The sequence below is a fragment of the Nitrosopumilus sp. genome, from assembly GCF_025698945.1.
Taxonomy (GTDB): domain Archaea; phylum Thermoproteota; class Nitrososphaeria; order Nitrososphaerales; family Nitrosopumilaceae; genus Nitrosopumilus.
Map to the genome: position 1 here is coordinate 450,701 of NZ_JAILWM010000001.1, position 22,976 is coordinate 473,676.

At 31.9% G+C, this 22,976-nt stretch carries 32 protein-coding genes and 1 tRNA gene; 14 read left to right on the forward strand and 19 right to left on the reverse strand.

What is annotated here, in order from left to right:
- The first annotated feature begins 15 nt into the window (after positions 1–15).
- Positions 16–162, forward strand: coding sequence for a hypothetical protein (locus K5790_RS02950; RefSeq protein ID WP_297592270.1), 147 nt, complete (start codon positions 16–18; stop codon positions 160–162).
- Between the two features lie 10 nt (positions 163–172).
- On the opposite strand, the gene K5790_RS02955 is transcribed toward K5790_RS02950, so the two are convergent.
- The 4 genes from K5790_RS02955 to K5790_RS02970 all read right to left on the reverse strand — a co-directional run bounded on the left by K5790_RS02955 (position 173) and on the right by K5790_RS02970 (position 2,843).
- Positions 173–841 (reverse strand): nucleotidyltransferase family protein, encoded by a 669-nt coding sequence (locus tag K5790_RS02955; RefSeq protein WP_297592272.1) that lies wholly within the window; start codon positions 839–841, stop codon positions 173–175.
- Positions 842–902: 61 nt separating this feature from the next.
- Positions 903–1,139 carry a hypothetical protein gene (locus K5790_RS02960; RefSeq protein ID WP_297592274.1) on the reverse strand — a complete coding sequence of 79 codons (237 nt, stop codon included), beginning with the start codon at positions 1,137–1,139 and terminating at the stop codon, positions 903–905.
- Positions 1,140–1,273: 134 nt separating this feature from the next.
- Entirely contained in the window at positions 1,274–1,666 is a 393-nt protein-coding gene (locus K5790_RS02965) for a hypothetical protein (protein WP_297592276.1), read from the reverse strand.
- A gap of 34 nt (positions 1,667–1,700) precedes the next feature.
- Positions 1,701–2,843, reverse strand: a complete 1,143-nt coding sequence (locus K5790_RS02970) for a 5-(carboxyamino)imidazole ribonucleotide synthase (RefSeq protein WP_297592278.1) — start codon at positions 2,841–2,843, stop codon at positions 1,701–1,703.
- A 104-nt stretch (positions 2,844–2,947) separates the two neighbouring features.
- Here K5790_RS02970 and purE point away from each other — a divergent pair, with 104 nt between their 5' ends.
- Complete coding sequence (gene purE / locus K5790_RS02975; protein WP_297592280.1) at positions 2,948–3,523, forward strand: 5-(carboxyamino)imidazole ribonucleotide mutase; 576 nt, start codon at positions 2,948–2,950, stop codon at positions 3,521–3,523.
- 1 nt (position 3,524) lies between these two features.
- Here the strand turns inward: purE and ilvA are convergent, their stop codons facing one another.
- Both ilvA and K5790_RS02985 read right to left on the reverse strand, forming a co-directional pair.
- The gene (gene ilvA, locus K5790_RS02980; protein ID WP_297592282.1) at positions 3,525–4,733 is read right to left on the reverse strand and encodes a threonine ammonia-lyase; all 1,209 of its coding nucleotides are present in this window, start codon (positions 4,731–4,733) and stop codon (positions 3,525–3,527) included.
- Between the two features lie 182 nt (positions 4,734–4,915).
- On the reverse strand, positions 4,916–5,755 hold the full coding sequence (locus tag K5790_RS02985) for a hypothetical protein (RefSeq protein WP_297592284.1): 840 nt from the start codon (positions 5,753–5,755) through the stop codon (positions 4,916–4,918).
- Between the two features lie 203 nt (positions 5,756–5,958).
- Between K5790_RS02985 and K5790_RS02990 the strand changes: the two genes are divergently transcribed.
- Positions 5,959–6,765, forward strand: coding sequence for an adenylate/guanylate cyclase domain-containing protein (locus tag K5790_RS02990; RefSeq protein WP_297592286.1), 807 nt, complete (start codon positions 5,959–5,961; stop codon positions 6,763–6,765).
- A 26-nt stretch (positions 6,766–6,791) separates the two neighbouring features.
- Here the strand turns inward: K5790_RS02990 and K5790_RS02995 are convergent, their stop codons facing one another.
- Positions 6,792–6,938 (reverse strand): hypothetical protein, encoded by a 147-nt coding sequence (locus tag K5790_RS02995; RefSeq protein ID WP_297592287.1) that lies wholly within the window; start codon positions 6,936–6,938, stop codon positions 6,792–6,794.
- A 140-nt stretch (positions 6,939–7,078) separates the two neighbouring features.
- Here K5790_RS02995 and K5790_RS03000 point away from each other — a divergent pair, with 140 nt between their 5' ends.
- Together K5790_RS03000 and K5790_RS03005 are read left to right on the forward strand one after the other, a co-directional pair.
- Complete coding sequence (locus tag K5790_RS03000) at positions 7,079–7,456, forward strand: hypothetical protein (protein ID WP_297592289.1); 378 nt, start codon at positions 7,079–7,081, stop codon at positions 7,454–7,456.
- 68 nt (positions 7,457–7,524) lie between these two features.
- The gene (locus K5790_RS03005) at positions 7,525–7,911 is read left to right on the forward strand and encodes a hypothetical protein (RefSeq protein ID WP_297592291.1); all 387 of its coding nucleotides are present in this window, start codon (positions 7,525–7,527) and stop codon (positions 7,909–7,911) included.
- Here the strand turns inward: K5790_RS03005 and K5790_RS03010 are convergent.
- From K5790_RS03010 to K5790_RS03035, 6 genes are all read right to left on the reverse strand, one after another.
- On the reverse strand, positions 7,908–8,321 hold the full coding sequence (locus K5790_RS03010; protein WP_297592293.1) for a VOC family protein: 414 nt from the start codon (positions 8,319–8,321) through the stop codon (positions 7,908–7,910). The two genes, K5790_RS03005 and K5790_RS03010, sit on opposite strands and share 4 nt — an antisense overlap.
- 34 nt (positions 8,322–8,355) lie before the next feature.
- Entirely contained in the window at positions 8,356–8,574 is a 219-nt protein-coding gene (locus tag K5790_RS03015; RefSeq protein WP_297592295.1) for an Lrp/AsnC ligand binding domain-containing protein, read from the reverse strand.
- Positions 8,568–8,807 carry a hypothetical protein gene (locus K5790_RS03020; protein WP_297592298.1) on the reverse strand — a complete coding sequence of 80 codons (240 nt, stop codon included), beginning with the start codon at positions 8,805–8,807 and terminating at the stop codon, positions 8,568–8,570. The genes K5790_RS03015 and K5790_RS03020 overlap by 7 nt, the downstream gene beginning before the upstream one ends.
- A 34-nt stretch (positions 8,808–8,841) precedes the next feature.
- Positions 8,842–9,111 carry a hypothetical protein gene (locus tag K5790_RS03025; RefSeq protein WP_297592301.1) on the reverse strand — a complete coding sequence of 90 codons (270 nt, stop codon included), beginning with the start codon at positions 9,109–9,111 and terminating at the stop codon, positions 8,842–8,844.
- 1,028 nt (positions 9,112–10,139) lie between these two features.
- Positions 10,140–10,213: transfer RNA gene (locus K5790_RS03030), tRNA-Phe, on the reverse strand.
- Between the two features lie 45 nt (positions 10,214–10,258).
- Positions 10,259–10,795 (reverse strand): cob(I)yrinic acid a,c-diamide adenosyltransferase, encoded by a 537-nt coding sequence (locus K5790_RS03035; RefSeq protein WP_297592303.1) that lies wholly within the window; start codon positions 10,793–10,795, stop codon positions 10,259–10,261.
- Between the two features lie 68 nt (positions 10,796–10,863).
- On the opposite strand from K5790_RS03035, the gene K5790_RS03040 reads away from it, so the two are divergent.
- Both K5790_RS03040 and K5790_RS03045 read left to right on the forward strand, forming a co-directional pair.
- Positions 10,864–11,409 carry an HD family hydrolase gene (locus K5790_RS03040; protein WP_297592305.1) on the forward strand — a complete coding sequence of 182 codons (546 nt, stop codon included), beginning with the start codon at positions 10,864–10,866 and terminating at the stop codon, positions 11,407–11,409.
- Between the two features lie 6 nt (positions 11,410–11,415).
- The gene (locus K5790_RS03045; protein ID WP_297592307.1) at positions 11,416–11,640 is read left to right on the forward strand and encodes a hydrolase; all 225 of its coding nucleotides are present in this window, start codon (positions 11,416–11,418) and stop codon (positions 11,638–11,640) included.
- Here K5790_RS03045 and K5790_RS03050 read toward each other — a convergent pair.
- The gene (locus K5790_RS03050; protein ID WP_297592309.1) at positions 11,637–11,936 is read right to left on the reverse strand and encodes a hypothetical protein; all 300 of its coding nucleotides are present in this window, start codon (positions 11,934–11,936) and stop codon (positions 11,637–11,639) included. The two genes, K5790_RS03045 and K5790_RS03050, sit on opposite strands and share 4 nt — an antisense overlap.
- A 79-nt stretch (positions 11,937–12,015) precedes the next feature.
- Here K5790_RS03050 and K5790_RS03055 point away from each other — a divergent pair, with 79 nt between their 5' ends.
- Both K5790_RS03055 and K5790_RS03060 read left to right on the forward strand, forming a co-directional pair.
- Positions 12,016–12,363 (forward strand): hypothetical protein, encoded by a 348-nt coding sequence (locus tag K5790_RS03055; protein ID WP_297592311.1) that lies wholly within the window; start codon positions 12,016–12,018, stop codon positions 12,361–12,363.
- A gap of 57 nt (positions 12,364–12,420) precedes the next feature.
- A complete protein-coding gene (locus tag K5790_RS03060; RefSeq protein ID WP_297592313.1) occupies positions 12,421–13,644 on the forward strand; it encodes a TIGR00300 family protein in 1,224 nt (407 codons plus the stop codon).
- Here K5790_RS03060 and K5790_RS03065 read toward each other — a convergent pair whose 3' ends face one another.
- The 4 genes from K5790_RS03065 to K5790_RS03080 form a co-directional block, all read right to left on the reverse strand.
- Positions 13,645–14,382, reverse strand: a complete 738-nt coding sequence (locus tag K5790_RS03065) for an ATPase domain-containing protein (RefSeq protein ID WP_297592315.1) — start codon at positions 14,380–14,382, stop codon at positions 13,645–13,647.
- Between the two features lie 77 nt (positions 14,383–14,459).
- A complete protein-coding gene (locus K5790_RS03070; RefSeq protein ID WP_297592317.1) occupies positions 14,460–15,311 on the reverse strand; it encodes a TrmB family transcriptional regulator in 852 nt (283 codons plus the stop codon).
- A 129-nt stretch (positions 15,312–15,440) separates the two neighbouring features.
- A complete protein-coding gene (locus K5790_RS03075) occupies positions 15,441–16,085 on the reverse strand; it encodes a hypothetical protein (RefSeq protein ID WP_297592319.1) in 645 nt (214 codons plus the stop codon).
- A gap of 2 nt (positions 16,086–16,087) precedes the next feature.
- Positions 16,088–16,639 carry a hypothetical protein gene (locus K5790_RS03080; RefSeq protein ID WP_297592321.1) on the reverse strand — a complete coding sequence of 184 codons (552 nt, stop codon included), beginning with the start codon at positions 16,637–16,639 and terminating at the stop codon, positions 16,088–16,090.
- Positions 16,640–16,898: 259 nt separating this feature from the next.
- Between K5790_RS03080 and K5790_RS03085 the strand changes: the two genes are divergently transcribed.
- The 3 genes from K5790_RS03085 to K5790_RS03095 all read left to right on the forward strand — a co-directional run bounded on the left by K5790_RS03085 (position 16,899) and on the right by K5790_RS03095 (position 19,588).
- The gene (locus K5790_RS03085; protein ID WP_297592324.1) at positions 16,899–17,351 is read left to right on the forward strand and encodes a hypothetical protein; all 453 of its coding nucleotides are present in this window, start codon (positions 16,899–16,901) and stop codon (positions 17,349–17,351) included.
- On the forward strand, positions 17,348–19,009 hold the full coding sequence (locus K5790_RS03090; RefSeq protein WP_297592326.1) for a hypothetical protein: 1,662 nt from the start codon (positions 17,348–17,350) through the stop codon (positions 19,007–19,009). Before K5790_RS03085 ends, K5790_RS03090 begins: the two co-directional genes overlap by 4 nt.
- A gap of 117 nt (positions 19,010–19,126) precedes the next feature.
- A complete protein-coding gene (locus tag K5790_RS03095; RefSeq protein WP_297592328.1) occupies positions 19,127–19,588 on the forward strand; it encodes a hypothetical protein in 462 nt (153 codons plus the stop codon).
- Between the two features lie 97 nt (positions 19,589–19,685).
- Here the strand turns inward: K5790_RS03095 and K5790_RS03100 are convergent, their stop codons facing one another.
- On the reverse strand, positions 19,686–20,165 hold the full coding sequence (locus K5790_RS03100) for a hypothetical protein (RefSeq protein ID WP_297592330.1): 480 nt from the start codon (positions 20,163–20,165) through the stop codon (positions 19,686–19,688).
- Positions 20,166–20,264: 99 nt separating this feature from the next.
- On the opposite strand from K5790_RS03100, the gene K5790_RS03105 reads away from it, so the two are divergent.
- Entirely contained in the window at positions 20,265–21,287 is a 1,023-nt protein-coding gene (locus tag K5790_RS03105; protein ID WP_297592332.1) for an AAA family ATPase, read from the forward strand.
- A 25-nt stretch (positions 21,288–21,312) separates the two neighbouring features.
- Positions 21,313–22,863 carry a vWA domain-containing protein gene (locus tag K5790_RS03110; protein WP_297592334.1) on the forward strand — a complete coding sequence of 517 codons (1,551 nt, stop codon included), beginning with the start codon at positions 21,313–21,315 and terminating at the stop codon, positions 22,861–22,863.
- Positions 22,864–22,976: the final 113 nt, after the last annotated feature.

The window sequence follows — 22,976 nt, forward strand, 5'->3', positions numbered from 1 at the left end:
TTTTTGAATTAATGTATGAGCGAACTAATGTTTACAGAAAAACAACCTGGGGATAGTACTTTCTGGAATGATGTCATAAAATATGCAGCAATTAGCAAAGATGAACCCTTTGTAGAAGAGGTTGCGTATATGATGGTGACTCTGCATCGTACAGGCGCATAATTTTTTAAAATTATTTTATTATTTTATTAATTTCCTTAGAACAGTCTTCCATATCTTTAAACGAGTCAATAGAAAACCATTTTACATTTTTGAATTTTACCAAATTTAGTTTGTCTTTTTTTGCATATTCTGGAAATAATGTTTTTTCTATATCTCCTTTGTTAGGTAAATTTTTCAAAATACTATGATCCAAATGATATATACCGGCATTCATCCAAATATCTGAAATTTCTTTTTTTTCTTTAAAATTAATAATTTTATCATCATTTGTTTCTAAAACCCCATATTTTGTTCTTAATTCAATTGCTGCAACAGAATTTTGTTTCTTAATTAATTTTTTTAAATTAATATTTGTGATTGTATCTCCATTAATTACAAGAAATGATTTTCCTTTTATCATTTTACCTGCTTTTTTAATTGCACCTCCAGTACCCAACGGAATTGTTTCATTAGAAAATTTAACTCGTAAATTAAATTTTTTTAAATTTAAATAATTCTCAATCATTTCTTTTTTGTAACCTGTACAAATGATAATTTCATCTATGCCAAATTTTTGAAGGTATTTTATTTGCCATTCTATTATCGGAATATTGTTAATTGATACAAGTGGTTTGGGAATATAATCAGTAACTGGTTTTAACCTCTTGCCTTTTCCTCCAGCAAGAATTATAGCTTTCATTGAATTCTTTTAATTTTTAGACTATATCAAAATTCTTACTAGAGGGTTTATCCAACTTTTATTATTTTTCAGTAGATGAAACATCATCACTGACTACATCTTCCATTTTTTTAGCGAATTCCTTATAGATTTTCTCTAGTTCAGTTAATTCTAATTCCACACCTAATAGTTTCATAGTTTTTTTCCATGATTCGATATATTTTTCATCATCTAGACCTTTCCCTAAGGTTTCTGCAATTGAATGGACTCCTTCAGTTTTTCCTAATGAATAGATTGCAATTTCTCTTTCAGATAACAAACTAATCCCTTTCTGTAAGGTAATAATGTAATTCAGTATAGCATTCTACGCAATATTCTTGAAAATTAGTGTGATCACAGTCATAGACTTTCTTTACATCATTGTTACATTTAGTGCAAACAGGCATGATGTTGTTAGTTAGATTTTGCTATTTTAATTCCGCCTAATGCTAATTGAATTATAGCTGGAATAATCAACATTGCAGTAGATGATATCGGGTCTCTATCAGATGATTCTACTCCTGGAGAGGGGTTTGCTAAAACTACAATTCCACCAATGATGATTAAAATCCCTGAGATAATTATCATGACCCCCAATATCTTAGAGGGTTCTTTTCTAGAAATGAAAAATGCAATTATTGGTAGAATTAATGCTGGTCCTCCCAAACCCATTCCTCTTTGCATATGGTCTAATGGTAAAAATCCGTGATCACTATTTGAAGACATTGCAACAGCCACATCTGCTGCATACAAAACAAGCAATCCTATTGCGATTCCTGTAATGATTAATGAAGTAGTTAATGCCATAAAGGATTTTTTTCTTCACAACTAATAAACCTAATCAGATTGATTGAACTACTGCCTTAGGTTTTATGATTTCTAATTTCTTCAATAAACTATCAATGGATTCATTCTCTGAAGCAACTAAATTAAAATGACCAAGTTTTCTCATAGGTTTAGATATTTTCTTTCCATACATTTTTAGAAATAGGTTATCCTCAGAAATTTCTAATGGTTTGTATTCTCCTTCAAATGATTTGTTTCCAAGTACATTATACATGATTGTGGGGTTGATGAGTCTTGTACTTCCTAACTCTAATCCTAAAATTGCACGAAGATGTTGCTCAAATTGAGAGGTCTCACTTGATTGTAAAGTGTGATGTCCAGAATTATGTACACGTGGTGCAATTTCATTAATTAGAATCTGTTCTTCTGGAGTAACAAACATTTCAATTCCAAATACCCCTGCACCCTTTAGTACATTCATTGTATCATTTGCAATTTTCTCAGCTTTTTGTGTAACTTTATCTGAAACTCTTGCCGGTGCTATGGTTTCTCGTAAAATATTTTCTTCATGGATATTTTCCACTAGTGGGTATGTTTTAATTTGACCTTTTGTGTTTCTTGCAGCAATAACAGAAACTTCCATTTTAAATGGAACAAATTTTTCAAGCATTAGATTTTGTCCGTTAAAATAATCATATGCTTTTTGAATTTCATCTTCGGTGCTTATTTTAAAATTCCCTCTTCCATCATAAGCATCTCTTCTTGCTTTCAATAATGTAGGAAAACCAAAATTTCTTAACCCTGCTTTAATATCTTCAATATTATCTATTTTAATAAATTCTGGAACAGGAATGTTATTTTCCTGTAAGAATGATTTTTGTAAAAATTTATCTTGAATAATTCTTAACGTGTCGGGAGATGGGTTAATCTCTGCATTCTTTTCAACAGATTTTAAAACATCACTATCTCCTGACTCAATTTCATATGTGATTATATCTGATTTTTTTGATAACTCAATTATTGCATCTTTATTTTTAAAATCTGCAATTATTTGTTCAGCTCCAACTTGTGCGGCAGAGCAATTTTCATTAGGATCTAAAACTATTATTTTTGATATATGTTCAGGCATATTTTTGGCTGCTTCTGTAATCATCATGCCTAATTGACCCCCGCCAATTATCCCCAAAATTTTACCCATAATTTTTTGAATAATAACCGATTAAAAATATCTAATGATAGATAAAAAAACCATTAATTTTTTTGCAATAGTTTTATAGACATGCCATCAAATATTTTCATATTATGACAAATTCGTCAAAAGCTCTTATTGGAATTATCATGGGTTCTAGTTCTGATAGTAGAATTATGAAAGGTGCAGCAGAGGTTTTGGATGATTTTAAAATAAAACATGAAGATCAAATTGTTTCAGCACATAGAACTCCTTCTAGATTAGATGAATACTCAAAGCATGCTGAAAAAATGGGATTTAAAGTAATAATTGCAGGTGCCGGAGGAGCAGCACATTTGCCAGGAATGATTGCATCACATACAACAATACCTGTAATCGGTGTTCCAATTCTTGTATACAATGATAAACACCCAAAAAAATCAGATACTTCAAAATTTTCTGCATTTGGTGGATTAGATTCATTATTGTCAATTACTGAAATGCCTTCAGGTTCCCCAGTTGTTTCTGTAGGAATTAATAAAGCAGGAAATGCCGGAATTTATGCATTAAAAATTCTTGCAAACGAAATCCCTACTTTAAAAAATAAATTAAAAAAATACAAATCAGATCAACATGATTCAGTGATTAAAGAATCAGAACAGCTAAAAAAACATGGTTTAACCGAATTCGTTAAAAAGAAATTCAAATAATTTATGTTAATAAAGTAAATTGAATATTTTTGGTTTTTAATTTTTCAATTAACATGTTTGCCTGATCCTTGCCTTGAGTTTCTAAACTCAGAGTAACTGCAGCGGAACCAGCATTAATGTGAGAACTTAATCTATCATGCACTACTTCAACAATATTTGCGTTAGCTAAAGAAATTTCATCCACAATTTCCTTAAAAGCTCCCGGTCTATCGGGTAACAATATTGATAATTTAAGCAATCTGCCCATTGCAGCAAGACCTTTGTCAACAATTTGTCCTAAGAGATACATATCGACATTCCCGCCAGCAAGAACAGCTACTACTTTCTTTCCAGGAGAAGGTTTTTTTGAAATAAGATAAGCAAGACTTGCAGCGCCTGCAGGTTCTACTACGTATTTCATTCTCTCCATTAACAAAAACATTGCTTTAATGATCTCAGAATCATCAACTAAAACAACATCATCAACAAGTTTGTTAATTATCGAAAATGTAAGTTTGCCTGGCATTTTTACAGAAATGCCATCGGCTATAGTTCTAGAACCTCCGCTTTCAATTAAAATTCCTTTTTTTACAGATTCGTACATTGAGGGAAAAGACTTTGATTGTACACCAACTATTTTGATGTTGGGATTTTTCTCTTTTATTGCAATTAAAGTTCCTGCAGCTAAACCACCACCACCTATAGGAATGTATACTTCATCTACATTTGGTAAATCATCTAAGATTTCAAGTCCAATTACTCCTTGTGCAGCTATGATTTGGGGATCGTCAAATGCATGTATCATTGTTGCCCCTGTTGTCTCTGCTATTTCTTTAGCTTTTTTAGATGACTCATCATAATTTACTCCTTCTAAAATTACTGTAGCGCCATAACCCTTGGTTGCCGCAACTTTTGCAGGAGACGCATTTTTTGGCATTACAATTGTACATGGGATTTTTTCTAAAGAAGATGCAAAAGCTACACCTTGTGCATGATTTCCAGCAGATGCTGCAACAACACCATTTTTTTTCTCAGAATTGGATAATGATTTTATTTTGTAATATGCCCCACGAATTTTAAATGATCCTGTTTTTTGTTGAAATTCTGCTTTCAGATATACTTCTGAACCTGTAATCTCACTAAATGTTGGAGAATGTATTAGAGGTGTTTTTTTTATTTCCTCACCGCGCATTGAATTTGCTTTTAGTACTTCATCATATGATGGGTTCATTGGAAATGTGCTAGTAAAACGGTGTATTTGACTTCTTCTATAAAAAAACAATATTTTTTGTCAAATTTTATGCCTATTTTTTTAGGAATGCCTAAATAGTTTAAAAATCTCGTTCAAATCATATCGAGGGATCGGATACTCCCCTTTGAGAAAAATCTCATTTTCCGATTCCTTGATTTAATTTATGATTTTAAAATATTTTCTAATTCATTTAGTCGGAAAATCATTCTTTTTTTAGTAGACTCTGAAATTTTTCTTGGATCAAATAATCCTTCTCTGTTTTTATTTTTTACAAATTCAAGGTCAATTGTAAAAAGACAACCTTCTTCACCTGTAACTAATCGTGTATCATCAATTAGCACAGGAGTTGTTTGATACGTTTCAACTAATAATGAATCTAGTTCATTAAATAATAGAGTTTTTTTCTGTAATAATTCTTTAAAATCTACTCCCTGTGATTTTTCAATTTCAGAATATACTTTTTCTCTTAGTTCATCATTTTCATAAAAAATTTCAAATAATTTTTGATGATCAAAGTCTTTGTATCCCATTTCTTTGAGTTTATCTAATACAAATTGATCACTGTTATCTGAAACTTCCTGTTCTTTAGTTTTTGTCAAATCCACAATCTCAGATAGTTCTTTTTGACAATCAATTACTCTTTGATCAGGACGATAGTAAAGTAAGACATGGAATTGTAAAGATATGTGACCTGAAATTAAATAACTTCCTTCCATGATCTCAAATTTTGTAAAGACTCTTCTAAGGTCTTCATGGTTTGAAATCGTAACTTCTTGAATTGACCATTCTTGTAATTTTTTATTGATGTTTTGGAAAAAGTCAATAACTTTCTTTGGGTCAAAAGTTTTTTGCTCAGTAATAGTAGCATCTCCTAGCATAACCTTGGTATCAATCATTTTTGTCAGATCATTCATTTTTGAAAGAAATAATTTTTGAATAGAATTATTTTTTTCATTTAATACTTGGATGAAATCGTTACTAGATCGTGTTCCTAGTCTCACAAGAATTTACAAATAATTACTCTCCTTAAACCTTCATCAATATCTAAATACATAAAATTGTGATTTTAGGCATGGTAAAATCACCTATCCAATGTAGTCATTGTGATGAAGAGATAACTGAATACTATCATGAAGTGTATAAAGGAAATAGGGGCAAATGCCCTAAATGTGGGGCAGATTTTCCCTTAGAATAGGTGAATTCCATGGCGGATGATAATACAAGTAACTCAAATTCAAAAAATGAAAACTCTGATCCTAAAAATACTGTAGTAGACATGCTTCTCAGTAAAAATACAGAGAATACCTTAGATTCAGAAACAATGATTTTAGAAACACAGAAACGAGTTTGGGGAGCACTCAAAAAAGGTTATGAATACACAGGGATGATAGATGAATCAGAGAAATTTCTAAGAAAAAATGTTTTTTCAAAAATTGATATGGTAGTTCTTTACGTTGATCTGGTTGGCTCAACAACTATGACACTAGAAATGCCTGAAGAGAAAATTGCAATCATTGTAAGTTCTTTTTCTCAAGAGATGGCAGCAGTGATTAGACAACATCATGGTTATGTTCTAAAATTTGTGGGTGATGCAGTAATTGGTTATTTTATTGCAGAAAACAATGCATTGTTTGCAGCAGATAATGCAGTTAATTGTGCTAAATCAATGATCACAGTTATTCAAAAAGGAATCAATCCAATTCTTAACCAATATGATTATCCAGATTTAATGGTAAAAATTGGTGTTGATTTTGGACAAAATATAGTTGTAAGATACGGTGCAGACCAAGAGAATTCTCATGTTGATTTAATGGGTCCTGCAATGAACATCGCAGCTAAAATTCAAAACATGGCAAAACCTAATCAAATTTTAATTGGAAACGATGTTTATGAAAAAATTCATCCAAAATCACAAAAAACATTTTCACAAATAGTTTGGCAAAATAATGAATGGAAATATCGTTCACGATTGACTGGTGAGATATACAAAGTCTATGAATACAAAGGATAATTTTTTAGATAATTTCAATTGTAAATTTACACTGTGAATCTGTCAGGGCATTCAACATGCTCATAATGATGTTCAGTAAATTTTTCTTGAACCACATAAATTACGATTTTATGAAGATCCTTTTCTCGAATTTCTTTTTTACATTTGAGACATGTTTTGTTTGTTACATTCATGTGTATCAGCGATCTAAAATTAGGAATCTATAAGGATCAGCGATCAGCTCAAGTTGAGTAAAAATGACTGAGAGTTTACTAAATCCTATAAGAATTGCCTAAAAGCAAGGCAGAAATATACCAAAATTAACGAATTATCTATGGAAAACATAGTAATGAATCATCTTCAAACGCTTTATGGCATTAATCCAAATATTCCACACGTTGTATTTCAATTCCCAAGATTACCACCAGGTTTGACTAGTCCATTGTTTAGAGTTCATCAAAATCCTATGAAAGAGCAATTCTTACAGCAAGCTGCAACAATGAATCAAAAACTTCAGGGTTTTCAACACATGTATCAGCAATATGCATCAGGTTTACTGTCAAAGAATCCTTCAATCATTCCTCCCAGTCATCCACTATACAATAGACATAACTCATTTGAAACACTTAAAGCTGAAAATGATAAATTACTAAAAGAGAATTTAGAATTAAAAAAGAAAATAGAAAAAAAATCAAATTCAAAACAAGATTGATTTTTAAAAACAATTCAATTTTTGCAATTAGTAAGAATCCTTATTAATTTCAAATATTCTTTTGGATTATGGTACTAACTGCAGCTGATAAATGGAAAGATACTGTAATAAAATATCGAAAACAATGCCAAAATATTCTTAAAATTTCTAACAATATCCGATATGTTGGAATTATCAATATTTACGGAAGAACTCTTACAGGTATGGTTAGACCAAATCTAAAACCATTGTTGAAATCAGAACAAGTCAAAAATGAATTTTTTATAATTTCAACATTAATGTCATTAAGAAAAGATACTGCTAGTTCGGTAGGAAAATTAGAACATGTGATTTTAGAACATCAAAAGGTAACTATTGTACTATTAACTAAAAATGACATTACATATTATGTTTCAATTAATAGGAAAGAAAAAGGCTTAGAAAAAATAATTAATTCAATTAAAAAAATTATCTAAGCTGGGGTAAACCCTTGATAGCCGCCAGTTTGTTGAGCTTTATCTTCAAAGATTGGCTCAAATAAGGAGATCAGGTACTCGTCAGGATCTAGAATTACAGCGTTTTTTCCAGCATCCTTTTCGACAATGTCTCGATAAATAGTAACTCCTTTTTCTCTTAATTCCTCAACTGCTGATTTTACATCGCCAACAAGAAAACCTATAGTGATTCCATTTTCAATGGAACTGCCAATATGCTGGGCTGTTAATGATGCAGGGTGTAAACTCAACAAAGCTCCTGATGTTCCCAAATCAACCCATGATCTTCTTTGGTTCTTTATTGGAAGACCAATTATTTCATGGTAAAATGCTGTGGATTTATCAAGGTCTTTAACGGCTAATATCACATTTCCGACTTTTTTGACATTCACAAATGTTATTGCAACAAGTTCTTTAAATTAATTGTTATTGGACTTCGACCATGGTTTCAGTCCTTTCTACCCCGCTAATTTTTTGAATTTGGTTTGCAACTTCTTTAATCTGATATAATTCCTTAACATCAATTATTGCAACAGCATCAAATTGACCACTTGTTGGGAAAGAGTCATACACAGAGGTAACTTTTCGTAATCTTGCGGCAATTAATTTTTTAGGGGATTTTACTAAAATTATGGCCCTTACCAACCTAGATTTACCTCCACTTCAATTAAGGTCTCAGTTGTTACAATTTCTTTAATTTTTTTAAAATCAATTACCATGTTGTTAATCTCATCAATATTTCCTTGTAAAATTACACAGATATCTGCTCTTCCAGTAACAATCATGATTTGTTTTACTATTTTGCGTTTCTTCTTTAGAATTTCAACAACTGCATCTACTTTACCAGGTTTAACTGTAATAAGACACAATGCTCGCATAACTTGTATACGTCATAGATTGGGATAAAGATTCCTAATCAAATGCTTCTTGAGACCTTGCTTCTTCAAGATATGCCCTACGTTCCTCATTCACTTTTTCTTGATCAATGACAATATCGTCATCAACTATGACTATTCCCATATCATCAATTGGCTCTTCTTTTGGTTTTTTACTCTTGGTCTTTGTAGTTTTTGCTTTAGTTTTTGCAGGTTTTTTAGATTTGACTTTATCAGGCTTTGTTTTGGCAATTTTTTTTGCAGGGGTTTTTTTTACCGTTTTCTTTGCAGTTTTTTTTTCAGCCATGAATGTCGAAAAACAAGAGTTTGCCTTATTTTTAAAGATTATGCAGAATTATTTTCTTGTAAAATTACTAGTCTAAATTTTTTAATTTAAGAAAGGAGTCGGCAAATAGCGATCACATCTTTATCCTCTAAACATCATTTTCTTTTCTAATAATTTAAAATCAAAAATTTGCAAAATTATGAAAATAGGTAGCCATTTAGGTCAACTATTCACTCATCATTTGATTTATCCAGTAGAAATTCTCAGATACAGCATTGGGGGTGAAATAGAATAGCAACATTAGCAGAATATTCCACAACAAGAGATTCAATTAGTTTAGCAAAAATTGGGGATAAACCATTCACCATTACATTCATCGAAGATTCAGACTATATTCAAGGCGATGAAACAGTAAAAGGAGTTAAGATTACCACCAAAGAAGTTTTTGAGATAGATGGTAGTTTTACCAACAAATTTCATACAACCCGAGTTGCAATAGTCAAAAAATTCAATAATGAAAAACTCCGAAACGATGTAAATAATGGCGATGCTTTAGGGCCAGTCAAATGTGTATCTGAAAAATCAAGTTCAGGAAAAAGCTTCTTTAATTTAGTAGACGTATAGATGGTTTTCCACCTTTTCTTTATTTCTAAAGAAAAGGGAATAAAATGAAAACCAATACCAGTAAACCAAATATCTACTTAACATTTTGTCATTATGAAAAATGACTCTCTTGAATTTCAAGTTATTTTAATAAAATATGGATTATTACTCAAAAATGATTTTTTGAGGATTGATGAAGGTTTGACTATTATTCTTCTAATTTTACAAACTCTTCATCAGGATTATCTAGTTGATTCCATTTGTTTTGAATGGTTTTGAATATCTTTTTTTTATTTAGTTGAATCATAACTCTATAATACAAAATTTGTATTTAACATCATAGTAGAAATCATACCTAAAAAGAATCATTTGATTCCAAAATTCTGATTTGAGTATCAGGAATCACGATATCAATGGATTCTACATGTTTATTCAAATAAGGTCGATGCCGGGGGCGGGATTTGAACGCGCGACAGCCCGGTCTTCAGCCGAGTGCTCTCCCAGGCTGAGCTACCCCGGCACTTGAAAAAATTCAATTTGTTGAGGAATTAAAGTTTGTCTTTTTTTAGATCTTCCACAAAATATCGTCTTTGCCAATTCTATGATTAATCAAACGACCCATTACAAAAAAAAGATCGGATAACCTATTGAGATATTTAATGCAATTTGAATTAATTTCGTCTTTTTCACTTAGTTGAACTACTAGCGTCTCTGCTCTTCTCACTATAGTTCTTACATAATGGAGTTGAGATGCAGCCATTGTACCTCCGGGCAAAATAAAATTAGTTAATGTTGGTAATTCTTCTTCAAATTTATCAATATATGATTCTAATTTTTCAACCATTTTCAATGAAATTCTATTTTTTATATTATTTAGATTAGGATTTGATAAATCAGCCCCAACAAGAAACAATTCATTTTGGATTTGAGTTAAAACATTTACAATATCTTGATCTAAATTATTTGCCAGAACCATACCTAATGCAGCATTTGCCTCATCTACTGTCCCATAAGCCATTATTCGAGGATGAGATTTTGCAATTCTAAAATTTCCTTGCAAACCAGTATTCCCATCATCACCAGTTTTAGTGTATATTTTCATAAATAATAATACATGATTCAACTATTATGTTGATCGAAAATAAGTAAAAACACATTTGAGGAGAGTTTTTGATTAATTATAAGATGATTTTAGATTTTTTCAAAGCAGCTGCAAATCTCAAAAATGTTGCCAGACAGGGATGGATAGAAAAAGCAATCACAGAGAACCCCGAATCAGTAGCTGATCATTCATACAGCATGGCAATTATCAGCATGATTTTTGCAGATTTAGAAAATTACAATTCTGAGAAAATTCTAAAGATGGTGTTATTACATGACTTGGCAGAATCAATCACAGGAGACATCACACCAGAGAAAATGTCAAAACAAGAAAAAATAGACTTGGAAAACAATGCTTTTGAGAAAATAATTTCAAATTTGCCAGAGTCACTTTCTAAAGAATACCTGATGATTTGGAAAGACTATCAAGAGAACAATTCAAAGGAGGCAAACCTTGTTCATCAAATTGACAAGTTAGAGATGACACTTCAGGCCAAATTATATGAAAAACATGGAATTTCAAAAGAAAAACTAAAGTCCTTTTATGATTCTGCAAATTTTGGAATAAGTGAACCTAAACTAAAAGAAGTATTTACAAAGATAATGAATGATTAGTAAATCATGTCAGATGTAAATAAAGATGAATTAATTGATGCACAAAAGCAAGTTATTGGAATTTTATTTGAAGTAATCAAAAGATTACAAGAAAATAACGACCTTGATGAAGAATATTTCAAGATGATTGCAAGTGATAAAAAAGACACATCAAGATTAGACGAAATATTATCAGCACGAACTGAAAATGCTAAAATTGTAAGTAGGCTCTTAGCACAACTAGAAACTTAATTTCCACAACCACAGTCATCATCAGATAAAATTCTCAAGTGAGCTGTTTGTTGGTATTTATCTTGGATATAGTTTGAGAGATTTGCAATTCTTATTCGTGGTTCTTTAGATCTCCAGCTTCCCTCGTTTTCAAACCAAAATTCAATCTCATCTACATCGTATCGCTCTCCTTTTTCAACAAGAGATTTGAAAATGGACTTTATTTCATCAATTTCAGATTCAGATAATTTTGATTTATCTTGTACTAGAGTTGTGATTTCATTTAGTTTGATTATGACGTTATTTGTAAGAGGCACATCTACAAATACATCAAATATTCTATAACTATCTTTTGTAGAGTGATTGTTTTTATAAGAATTGGATTATTTGGGAAACATGCAATATTTTCAGGCATTAAAGTTAGGACAAAAAAGGGTAGCAGAAGCACGAGAATATCTCAACAAATTAACTGACGGTAAAGCAATGCCTGCCTTGGCATTAACTGATACAAAATCTAATGTTTGGGAGCCAGTTGGGGAGGAAAATCTCTATGCCTTTGTAGATGAATCAGCTGGATTTGTTTTAACAGATAACAGCGGTTACATTCTTGCATTAGTTGATAAAAATGGTTCATCAAAGACCATAGTTCAAGGAGTAACAAAGCAACAAAAAGAAAACTTGGAGAAAGCATTTGCCAAAGATAACGTTGCAAAGTTTGAAGGAAAGGTCATACTCCCAGTATAGAATCCAGCCACAAAAGTAAACGTAAAACTTTAGTTATCATAGTGTAAAAGTGATAAAATGAGTAAATTTTCTGAAGAAGTAGAGGTTAGTGGTCATCTTATTGACTCATCAATTCTAACTAAAATCTTTGATAAAATTATGGATCTTAAAGGAGAATTTCAAGTACAAGATATCAATATTGGTAAAAAGAAAAAGGATCAATCATATGCCCGATTACTAGTAAAGGGTAAAAATCAAAAACATCTTGATGAAATTTTAGAAACAATTTTTAGAGAAGGTGCCACTTCAAAAGTTCAAAAACAAATCAGATTAAAAAAAGCACCAAAAAATTTTGTAATGCCTGATGATTTTTACAGTACTACAAACAATCACACTCAAGTCTTTCATAAAGGAAAATGGATTCAAGTCGAGAACATGATGATGGATAAGTGTATTGTAGTTAAAGGTGGTAGAGCTTTTTGTGTTCCAGTCAGAGATGTAAAAAAAGACGATATGATAATTATTGGAGATGAAGGAATAAAGATAACACCACCAGAACGTCCAAGAGAAGGCGTAAATGTATTTGAATTCATGGGAAGTTCCAGCTCTAGTGAAAGACCAACTCAACATATTGCAAAAAAAGTAGCAGAGGATATCATTAATACCAAAAAGAAAGGTGGAAAAATTGTAATTGTTGGAGGTCCTGCAATAGTTCACACAGGAGCTGATGATGCAGTATCAGAATTGATAAGAATGGGTTTCATTGATGGGGTTTTAGCAGGAAACGCCCTAGCTGTTCATGATATAGAATATGCAACTTTAGGAACCTCTCTTGGAATGAATGTTCATGATGCGACGTTAGCATATCATGGACACAGAAATCACATGGATGCCATTAACTCAGTATTCAAAGCAGGCTCAATTTCAAACATGGTCAAAACAAAAAAACTAACAAAAGGTATAATGTATGAATGTGTAAAAAACAATGTTCCATTTGTTCTAGCAGGATCAATTAGGGATGACGGACCATTGCCTGATGTAATTACCGATGTTGCAGAAGCTCAAAGAGAATACAAAAAAATTCTAAAAGATGCAAGTATGGTGATCATGATTTCAACTATGCTCCACTCTATTGCAACTGGAAATATGTTACCCGCAAATGTCAAAGTGATTGTAGTAGATATTAATCAACCAACAGTTACAAAACTAATGGATAGAGGAACATGGCAAGCATTAGGAATTGTATCTGATGTGGGTGCATTCCTACCAATGGTTGTTCATCAAATTAGAAAAAAGAAATAATCAAGGCATCAATCGGGGATGCAGTAAATGCAATCCATTTGAATCTAAATCAATTGGATGAATTTGTTCACTGTGTTTTATACCGCGCATTTTTGTTACTTGTATTGTTCTCTCCATAGTATCTGCTTTTCTTGTATGTCTAAGATGAATGATTCCAGAGGTTACAAACCACTCTACAGGATAATCATCTCTTTCAGAATATTCTGAGAGAATCAAACTAGTAACACCAAAGTTTTCTAAAGCTTGAATCATTCCTTGCAATCCCTGTCGAACATAGAATTTATCAGAATACTGCATTGCTAAAATTGTAACAGAATCAATTACGATCCTTTTAGCTTCAACACGTTTGATACTACTTAGCAATAATTTTGTTAAATGCTCAAATGGTAATTGTTCACCCCTATACAGAGAATCATCTTTTCCAATTAGATCATCTTGAATTTTAAATGGTCTTGCATCGATCATAAGGATCTTGTCTTTTGAAATTAAATCATCAAAGTCCCAACCATATGATTTACAGTCGTTTTTTATCTCATCGATATTTTGAGATAGCGTGATATAGACTCCAGGCTCACCAAAGTCTTTAGCGCCTGAGTATAGATATTGTAATCCTAGTGTTGTTTTCCCACTGCCAGGCGGTCCTGATATTGAAACAGAACGGCCTGACTTGAATCCTCCTGATATTACAGAGTCCAACCCTGGTATTCCAGTTTTTACTTTAGAATATGTAGAGTCCATATCTATAGAAAAAATTAGGTAAATTTTCTATATAAATACGGAGACTAGTTTGATTCTTACAAATAATTTTGATGTATTTACAGATGAATGTTTTTTGAATTTACCCACAAAGATTCAAAGAGTAATTTCATTGCATATACTAAAGAATTGGAATTAGTCCACATTGCAAAAGGTTCCTCTGGAGAATTTGCATTTTTTGTAAAGAACAACATTTCCCCATCATCCTTTAAAATAAAACACAGATGGTTCTCAATGTCTGCACTAAGTTTTTTGATATTTTTTCGCTCTAAATCATCAAAGATGTATGCCGTTTTTTCTGAACATGCACTTAATAATCTAAATTTTTGTTTTGACTTTACAAACGATTCTAGAAAATCACCATGGTATAATTTTAGATAATCTTTTTCAGACCCTAAAATTAAAAATTCATCTTTGTAATTATCAGTCATTTCAGTAATTTTTGATTGTATTTGATTTGAGCCTTGCAACATTTGGAATTTTTCTTCGACATCATCACGAATTATATCAAATGTAGGAATATTTTTCCATAATTCAGATAATCCTTTCTCCATTTGTTCAAGTGACTTTACTCTTTCTTTTTCAGAATTTACTAAAATCCATATTGCTTTCTCCAAAGGTAACGCAGTAAATTGAATAGGATGTTGGAATGTTGCCGAAACAATTCCTTTGTTTTGTAATGCAGATAGTAAATGATATGTCTCGGTTCTTGGTAGTTTTAGAGCCTTACATACTTCTGGAGCAGTCTTTGCACCATATTTTCCAAGATAGATAAAGACCTTACTTTGATTTGATGTCAAACCATATTGAGATAGTTCGGTTTGAATTTTTTCAATAGATAACTTGTACTCATACATTTGAGAGTCAGGTGTAGAGTCAAACACGGATGTTTGTGATGTTTCTTTTGTCATGCTTTTTCAGGATCATCTGTTAGAAAGCAGTAGATAATATTGTAATATAGCTAATTTTGTTAGATCGATCTGATCGTTTTTGTCAATTTTTCATTTAGACTAAATAAGAAATCAGGCATAAAAATCCAATTACACGCCTATTTTTATTATATTTTCTACAGGTACTGCTGTGCCTGAGTAGATCGATTTATGTAAGAATTTTTTACGAACTCCTGCAGATTTCAAAAAGGCAATTTCCAAAATATTCTCTTCGCCTCTAAATACAATACACCCCATATCGCCTTTGAGACCTTTCTCAATTACATTGTTAAGTGTAGACAAGGTTCTTCGTAGATTTTCTAGTCTGGCTTTTAGTTCATCAATGGCTTTAAAATACAATTCAAGTTCGCCTTTCAAACCAATTCCGTTATATACTAATATTTTATCCTCGAGATTAAACCATTTATCACTAGTTTTTCTTTTTGATTTTTTTTTCTTTTCTCGATTTTTCTTCTCATCAGACTTTTTTACGTTGGTTTCATTATTTGTATCATCTACAGAATCATCTGATTTTTCATCAGATTGTTTTTTTATGATTTTTTGATCAGTTTCTCCAAGTTTTTCTTTTAATGCTAAAAACTCCGGATCATCTGAAGAAGATTCTTCATTAACTCTGATTTTTTCACCCAGTAAATTGGAATATTCTGCAATAATGTTTTCTGTATTTTCAATTTCTTTTTCTAAATTTCTTTTCAGAGCATTGACAGAATTGAATCTCTCAACAATGTTTTTCATATTTATTCCTCATCAGTATTAATGATTGTTGGAATATTTTCTTTTAATTGATTCAGTGTTGATAATTGTTTTGTTGCAGTACGCAGGAATGTAATTTTTTCTGCAAGATATGCTTTTTGGGCTTTGATTAATTCTAATAGTTGAGGAGTCACATATTCGACAATCTGTGTGATGACTTCCGGATCATAATCTGTGAATTTTTTAATTTCTGTTTTTCCATTTGATAAAGTTAAAATTAATTTTAAATCAGGAAGCATCGTGACTCTTGAATCAGTAGGCAAATTGAAAATTCCTGGATGTACAGAAGTAGAGAAAGACAAGAAACTAGTAATTACCTTTAATGCATTATGTAAATCTCCAATCACAGTGGTTTTTTGATCCTCTAACTCGTAAATCTGCAAAGACTCCTCCATCAGAGTATTTAGATGTGTGAGTGTTTTTGCATTTACATCAGTAGGATCTACTGCAACAGATGTTTCTGCTAAAACTTGAGGTTCTGTTGTTTCAGGTGCATTTACATCTGATTGCTTATCTGATGATTCTGTCGATTGCATGATAAAATCTGTTTAAAAAATTAGATTAAAAGTTGTATGTACCTTAATGTTACAGATCTCAAATTCACATACATGCACAATTTTTGTGCCTAATGGATTTAATGAATCTGGGAATAACATAGGCAATAATCCATTTTGCCTTAAATTAACATTTAAAGTTCAAGCCAATTTGCAAAATTTAGTCGTCATCAGTCATCAATGTAAGTAATTTACACATACACACGGTTTGATAATAGCTAAATCAATCAGGTTTAGAGAAGTGGTTAAGGTTAAAAAAAGAAGAGCGTTAAGTGGCATTGTTACAGGTGCAATACTGCTATCTGCCGTTTCTGTGATGGGCATTACAATTGTCATTTGGGCAAATTCTAATTTACAAACACATCAAACAGAATTAGATCAGATATTTGCAGATAATCACAATAAAATCAATGAACGAATTATCGTGGAACACATTTGGTTTGGAAATACAGGGCCCTCAATTAATATCACCATGAGCAATACTGGAACATTGGGTCTTAATGTGACTGAAATTAAAGTTCAAAATACAGATTCCGGACAGTATTCTATATTTTCAAAAACAGATGCAGGAATTCAAAAAGGTAAAAGTATGTCGTTTAATGAAACAATAAATTGGATTTCAGATGATCCATATGAAATTTCAATTACTACTAACAGGGGAAATATATTCACGGCAGAGGTATTAGCACCATGAAAAGTAGGAGAGGGTTAAGTACAGTAGTAGGAGCAGTATTTTTTGTAATTGCTGCAACCACTGTGATCACATACATTTCCTATAGCATGAATTCCATTGATGAGTTTGCACAATCCGTAATTGTTTCAGAAGCTGAAAATATCAATAGAGGGATGGAAGAGATATCCATTTCCCAAGCAACAATAGTTGGGGGAGAATTTAATGCAACAGTAATCAATAAAGGATCATTACCAGTACAATTAACTCGTTTATGGGTAGTTAATGAAGAATCAGGGGTAAACAGCAAAGCAGATTTGGATATAAGAATTAATCCTGGAAATCAAAAATACAACATTGGTAAAGGTACAGGAATTACAGCTGATTCAACTACAAGTTATACTCTCAAAGCAGTTACCAGTAGAGGAAATATTGCAACATTTTCAGTATCTCCAGATGTTTCAACTCAAACACAGTTAATAATACCTGCACAGGTTGCACCAGAAGAAGAATTCAGAGTAGTTTCGATTATTACAAATAACAGCACATCACCAAATAATATTGCTAATTTAGTACCCATAATTGCTAATAATGGATCTCTTACACAAATACAAGCAATTAACCCGCCAAGTGTTGCTGTATTACCTCAGGGAAATTCGGTTACTTTTACTTCTTCATGGTTAGCACCAGAGACTACTGGAGTTATAGAGTTTATGGCAAATTATACAGGGGCTCCTTCAGGAGCAGGAGTCAACTCAACCCTATCTGTTGCAATTTCAGCTGAAGCAGAAGCTGCAACACAATCACAATGGTCACAAGCTGCAAGTCGTGTAGGGATTTTGATCAGTGGAATTCCAAATCCCGTCAGTTCTGCTAATGCCGATGAATGGGGGAAGTATGGTATGGGCATCATAAATCCTTTGGATAGAGAGGTAGAAGTATATGCTGTAGGTATCACTTTTTCAGATGCTACGTTAACTCATAAACTTATTCAAGCAAGCATAGATGAAGGATGGGAAATTAGAGATTTGGGAGGTAGAACATCTGTAATTTTGGAAAATGGAGACACGCCTGTAACTATTCCGGAAAAAAGTGTAGGACAATTTCAGGTAGAATTTGATATAGATAAATCAGATAGTATTGAAAGTGACATTATTATTTCAGCTCTTACAAGTGAAGGAAAACTTAGTGTTCGCTATTCCATAATGACATCAAATCTGGCAGAATACCCATTGATGAATGTGTTTTATAGCACAGATACTATAGATCCTGTAGGTAGTTGGACGTATATTATAGAAGGAATTCCATCAGGGATTAATCAACAATTTAATGCAACCATTCAAAATGGTGGAGGGGCTGGTTTAAACTCTAAAGCTATGTTACTTATTTTAGTGCCAAATGGTTTTACTAACGTTCAACATGTATCTAGTGCAGGTTGGGATATTAGTAAACCAATTAAAGAAAATCCAGATGGCAGTCATATTATAGAGGTCATAACAACAGCAAATGTTGGGTCAGGATCAGTCAAAACATACAAGTTTTCTGCAGATACGCCAATTGTAACTGATGACAAATTGTATGTGTTTCAAACAACTACAGTATACCCTACTTTCTGTTGTGAGGCTAAAAAATCGCAATTAGTATCGGCATTATCTGAAGCAGGTGTTGAAGTAATCCCATAAGATCGCTCTATAATTGAAATTTATGTTTAAACCAAATTTATAAAACAATTTGTCATTTTTTATTGTAATAACATAATATGACAAATGGTTATTTATCCCTGTGTTCTATAATATATCATGACAAAACTAAGTTTAACTGTAATTGCAATTATGTCATTATCAGTCATGATGATTGGTTCGTCCATGACAAGTGTAGATGCTGCAAAACAGAGTACAGGGCCAGTAGTGGATCCTGAATGTGCAGAAACAGACGGTGGTTTTTGTAATGTGGTTTATAGTAGTCTCTGTGGAATACAAAGTATTTCTGGTAAAGTATCATTCATAAATACACTTACCACATGGGATGGTCAAAATGAGAAATACAAACTTGTTACCGAAGCTGTTGGCACATTGTATGAAACTGGTACAGGTTTTTCAACCCCAATTGGATACATTGATGATTCAACAACAACACAAGGATTCTATGAGGGGAAAGGTGCACAAGTTGTTAAACAAGTTTTATCCGTTGACTGTGTAAATGGAGAAAAAGACACTGTTGAGAAAATGGTGTTAGTAGACAATCCAGGCAAAAAGAAATAAACGATAAATTGTTTAATCTAATAGATATTATCTATTATTTTTTATTCTTAAATTATTTTTACAATGTTAGAATTTTATTAGTTTTAAGATTCAAAAATTATACGTTTGATTGAGTCATGTCTAGATTCTCAACCGGTTCACTTTCGATTTCAGTACTAGTTTCATCCATATCTTCAGTCTCAGTCATCATCTCTTCAGATAATTCATCATCAACTGCTGCGCTCATTGCACCAATTTGATGAGGAGGACAAGAAACGTTCAGAGTCTTGGACAGTAAGAAGAATGTTGGGAATAATTCTTGATAAATTACAGTCAAAATTTTTGGAATGCCGTCATCATCATTTTCCAAAATCTCATCTCTTTCCATAGAATCACCAGAAATACGAGCAGTCCCTTCAATAGATAATCTCACATTTTTAGGATTAGATAATGCAGTGAATTTGTATGTAAAAACAGATATCTCATCGTCACTTTCGACCTCTTCAATATGGGCATCAACATCATATTTTTCTAATTGAGATAGTTTTGGATCATTTTTACTCATAGATATAGAATTTAGATCGATCTGTGCTTTCAATGTAAATAACGATGCCTGAAATATTCATTAAACAATGTGTATGTAATATTCCTACACACATAACAGCATTAAGTATCCAATATAGCACAATTACTCATCTTGGAGCAGAAAAATGAGTTCAAAAATGGAATAAATCGTTCTAAAATTAAATCAGAAAAACTAAATCTTTCAGTTTCTATTTCAAAACTCAAAAAAGATACCCATAAACTATCCAAAATGTATGATTTTAAAAAATACATGGATTCAGCAGATATGAAATTTCCTCCAGAGATGGAAGAAATGATTCCAAAAGATACCCCTCCATATCTTGATAATGGAGAGCATTATGTGGAAAGAATTGGCAGAGCATTGAAATTTTTCAAACAATGTGCATTGATTGGTCCGAGTGGAACAGGAAAAACACACATTGTTTATCTTGTTGCAGAATTAGCCGGACTTCCAATGTGGGAAATCAATTGTGGTTTGGCAACATCAGTGTTTGATCTATTTGGTAGATATGTAGGATTGGGAAAAGAAAATTGGATTGATGGATTAATTACAGGTTGGTGTAGAAAAGGAGGTATATTGTATCTAGACGAGGCAAACATGATGAAACAAGATGTTGCAACTAAACTCAATCCACTACTTGACCAGAGAGGCCACATGGTATTAACTGAAAAAGACAGTGAGATCATTCACAGACATAAACACGCATACATGATAATTAGCATGAACCCTGTATCCTCTGAATTTGCAGGTACAAAGCCAATCAATGCAGCCATGAGAAGAAGAATGAGTGTTTGGCTTAATTTTGATTACATGAGTGTTGGAGACAATGTAGATGACAAAGAAATCCAAATGGTAAAAGAGAAAGGAGGAATCTCTGCAATTGATGCAGAAAGTATTGTAAGGATAGGTGCAAAATTAAGACAAGAATACAAGATGGGCGACATCCCATATGGACCATCAATTGGAGATTTGGTAAACTGGGCAAAGATATGTGCTGATGGTGCATCAGTTGCAGAAGGAGCAGATGAAACTTTGGTTCCTATGACAAGTGATGATCCAGAAATTCAAGACGAAGTAAGACACATCATTAAGAGAGTACTAGAAAGTCAAGCAGCATCAAGAAAGAAGGTGTAAAGAACTGAAAGAAACCATACAAGTTATGGCATCACAAATATTTTTTGATATTTGTGAAAAAAAACCTATTGATGTAGATGTGTTTTTCTCAGATAAAATATATTTTCCAAAAATAGAATATGAACCTAGGACAACGGTGTATTTTCCAATACCGCGAGAGGTTAAAGGAATGCAGATCATTCAAAATAGTATATTTTCAAACCTTGAAAAATACCAAGATTCAATTTTTGCATTATTTTTTGCATCAGTTTGTCATCTGGCAGGACATGTAAAAGTCACTGATTTTAAAATATACAAAGAGTGGATGAGTGGAAAAAACAAACCTAGAGCATATGAAACAATAGAGTTTATAGAAGATATCAGAGTAAATGATTTCTTAAAAAATCATTTTCCAGAATATTATTCAGAGATAATCAAGATTCAAGAAGTTTTTGATATCATTAATGAAAAATATGAATCTGAAGATTTTAGAAAACTTGCAGAAAAAACATTTGTGAGAAAATACCTTCAAAATATGGCAAAAGAAAAAGAAGCAATCATAAAGAGAATAACAAGCTTAGAACCCAAGAATCCTGAGAAATTCCTTGAAATAGCAGATATAGTGTATAAATCCTTAAACAAAATAGAATTTCAAAAATACCCATTTACTGATCATTATTCCCATCCAGAAAAAATTTCAAAATGGTATCAAAACCAATCGATACAAACGGAAGGTAGATTTGAAGATATTGTAAAAAGATTTGAAGAAATATGGTTTGTTCAAATAAAACAAAGAGCTAAAATGAACAAAAAATATGATAAAATTGTTGAGGGATTAGAGTTTGATAAAATAGATTTTGCACCTGAAAACATAGGAGAATATTTGAGATTAAAAAATGCAACACATATGTTTTTGAAAAAAATGTCTAATCAAATGAAGATGGTAACAAATATTCAAGATGAAGGTGTAGCTGATGATATGGGGTTGTTGGAAATGCAAGCTGCAATTCAATCTGTTGCATCTGAAAATCCAAGCATACAAATTTTCGAGCAAGATGATGTGAGAAAAGTTGAGGAAGCATGGTCAATTATTGTAGATACTAGCAGTAGCATGAAATTGAAGTTTAATGAAATGAAAAAATTTACAATGTGTCTTGGAGAAGCAGCTCATGCAGTAAATGCAAAAAATGGCAAATGGGGATTTTTCACATTTAACAATAATTTTACCATCATAAAAGATCACGATCAAAACTTTGATCAAAGTGCAAAAGCAAGAGTTGGGGGAATTGAAATCAATGGTCTATCATTTATTGCAGATGCAGTGAAATTGTCAATGAGAATTTTAGAAAAAGAGATCATCGAGAGAAAATACATTTTTTTGGTCACAGATGGACAAGCATTAGGGACAATTGATGCAGATTCAAAAATGAGGAGTGCTGTAGAAGAAGCAAGAAAAAAAGGAATCAACATAGTTGCAATCGGAATTCAAGATGGAAATACAAAAATTTTCTCTAGGTGTATACCATATGAAGGGTTGAGAAAAACAATAGCAAAATTTCTTAATGCATATCAATTGCTTTCTGAAGATGGAATATGATGGTAAAAATCAAATTATTGTAAAAATTACGGATAAATCAGCCATATTAAAAAATCTCAGGCATGAATGTATAAAAATTACTTATCTGTAATTCAAAAAAATTACATACGCGA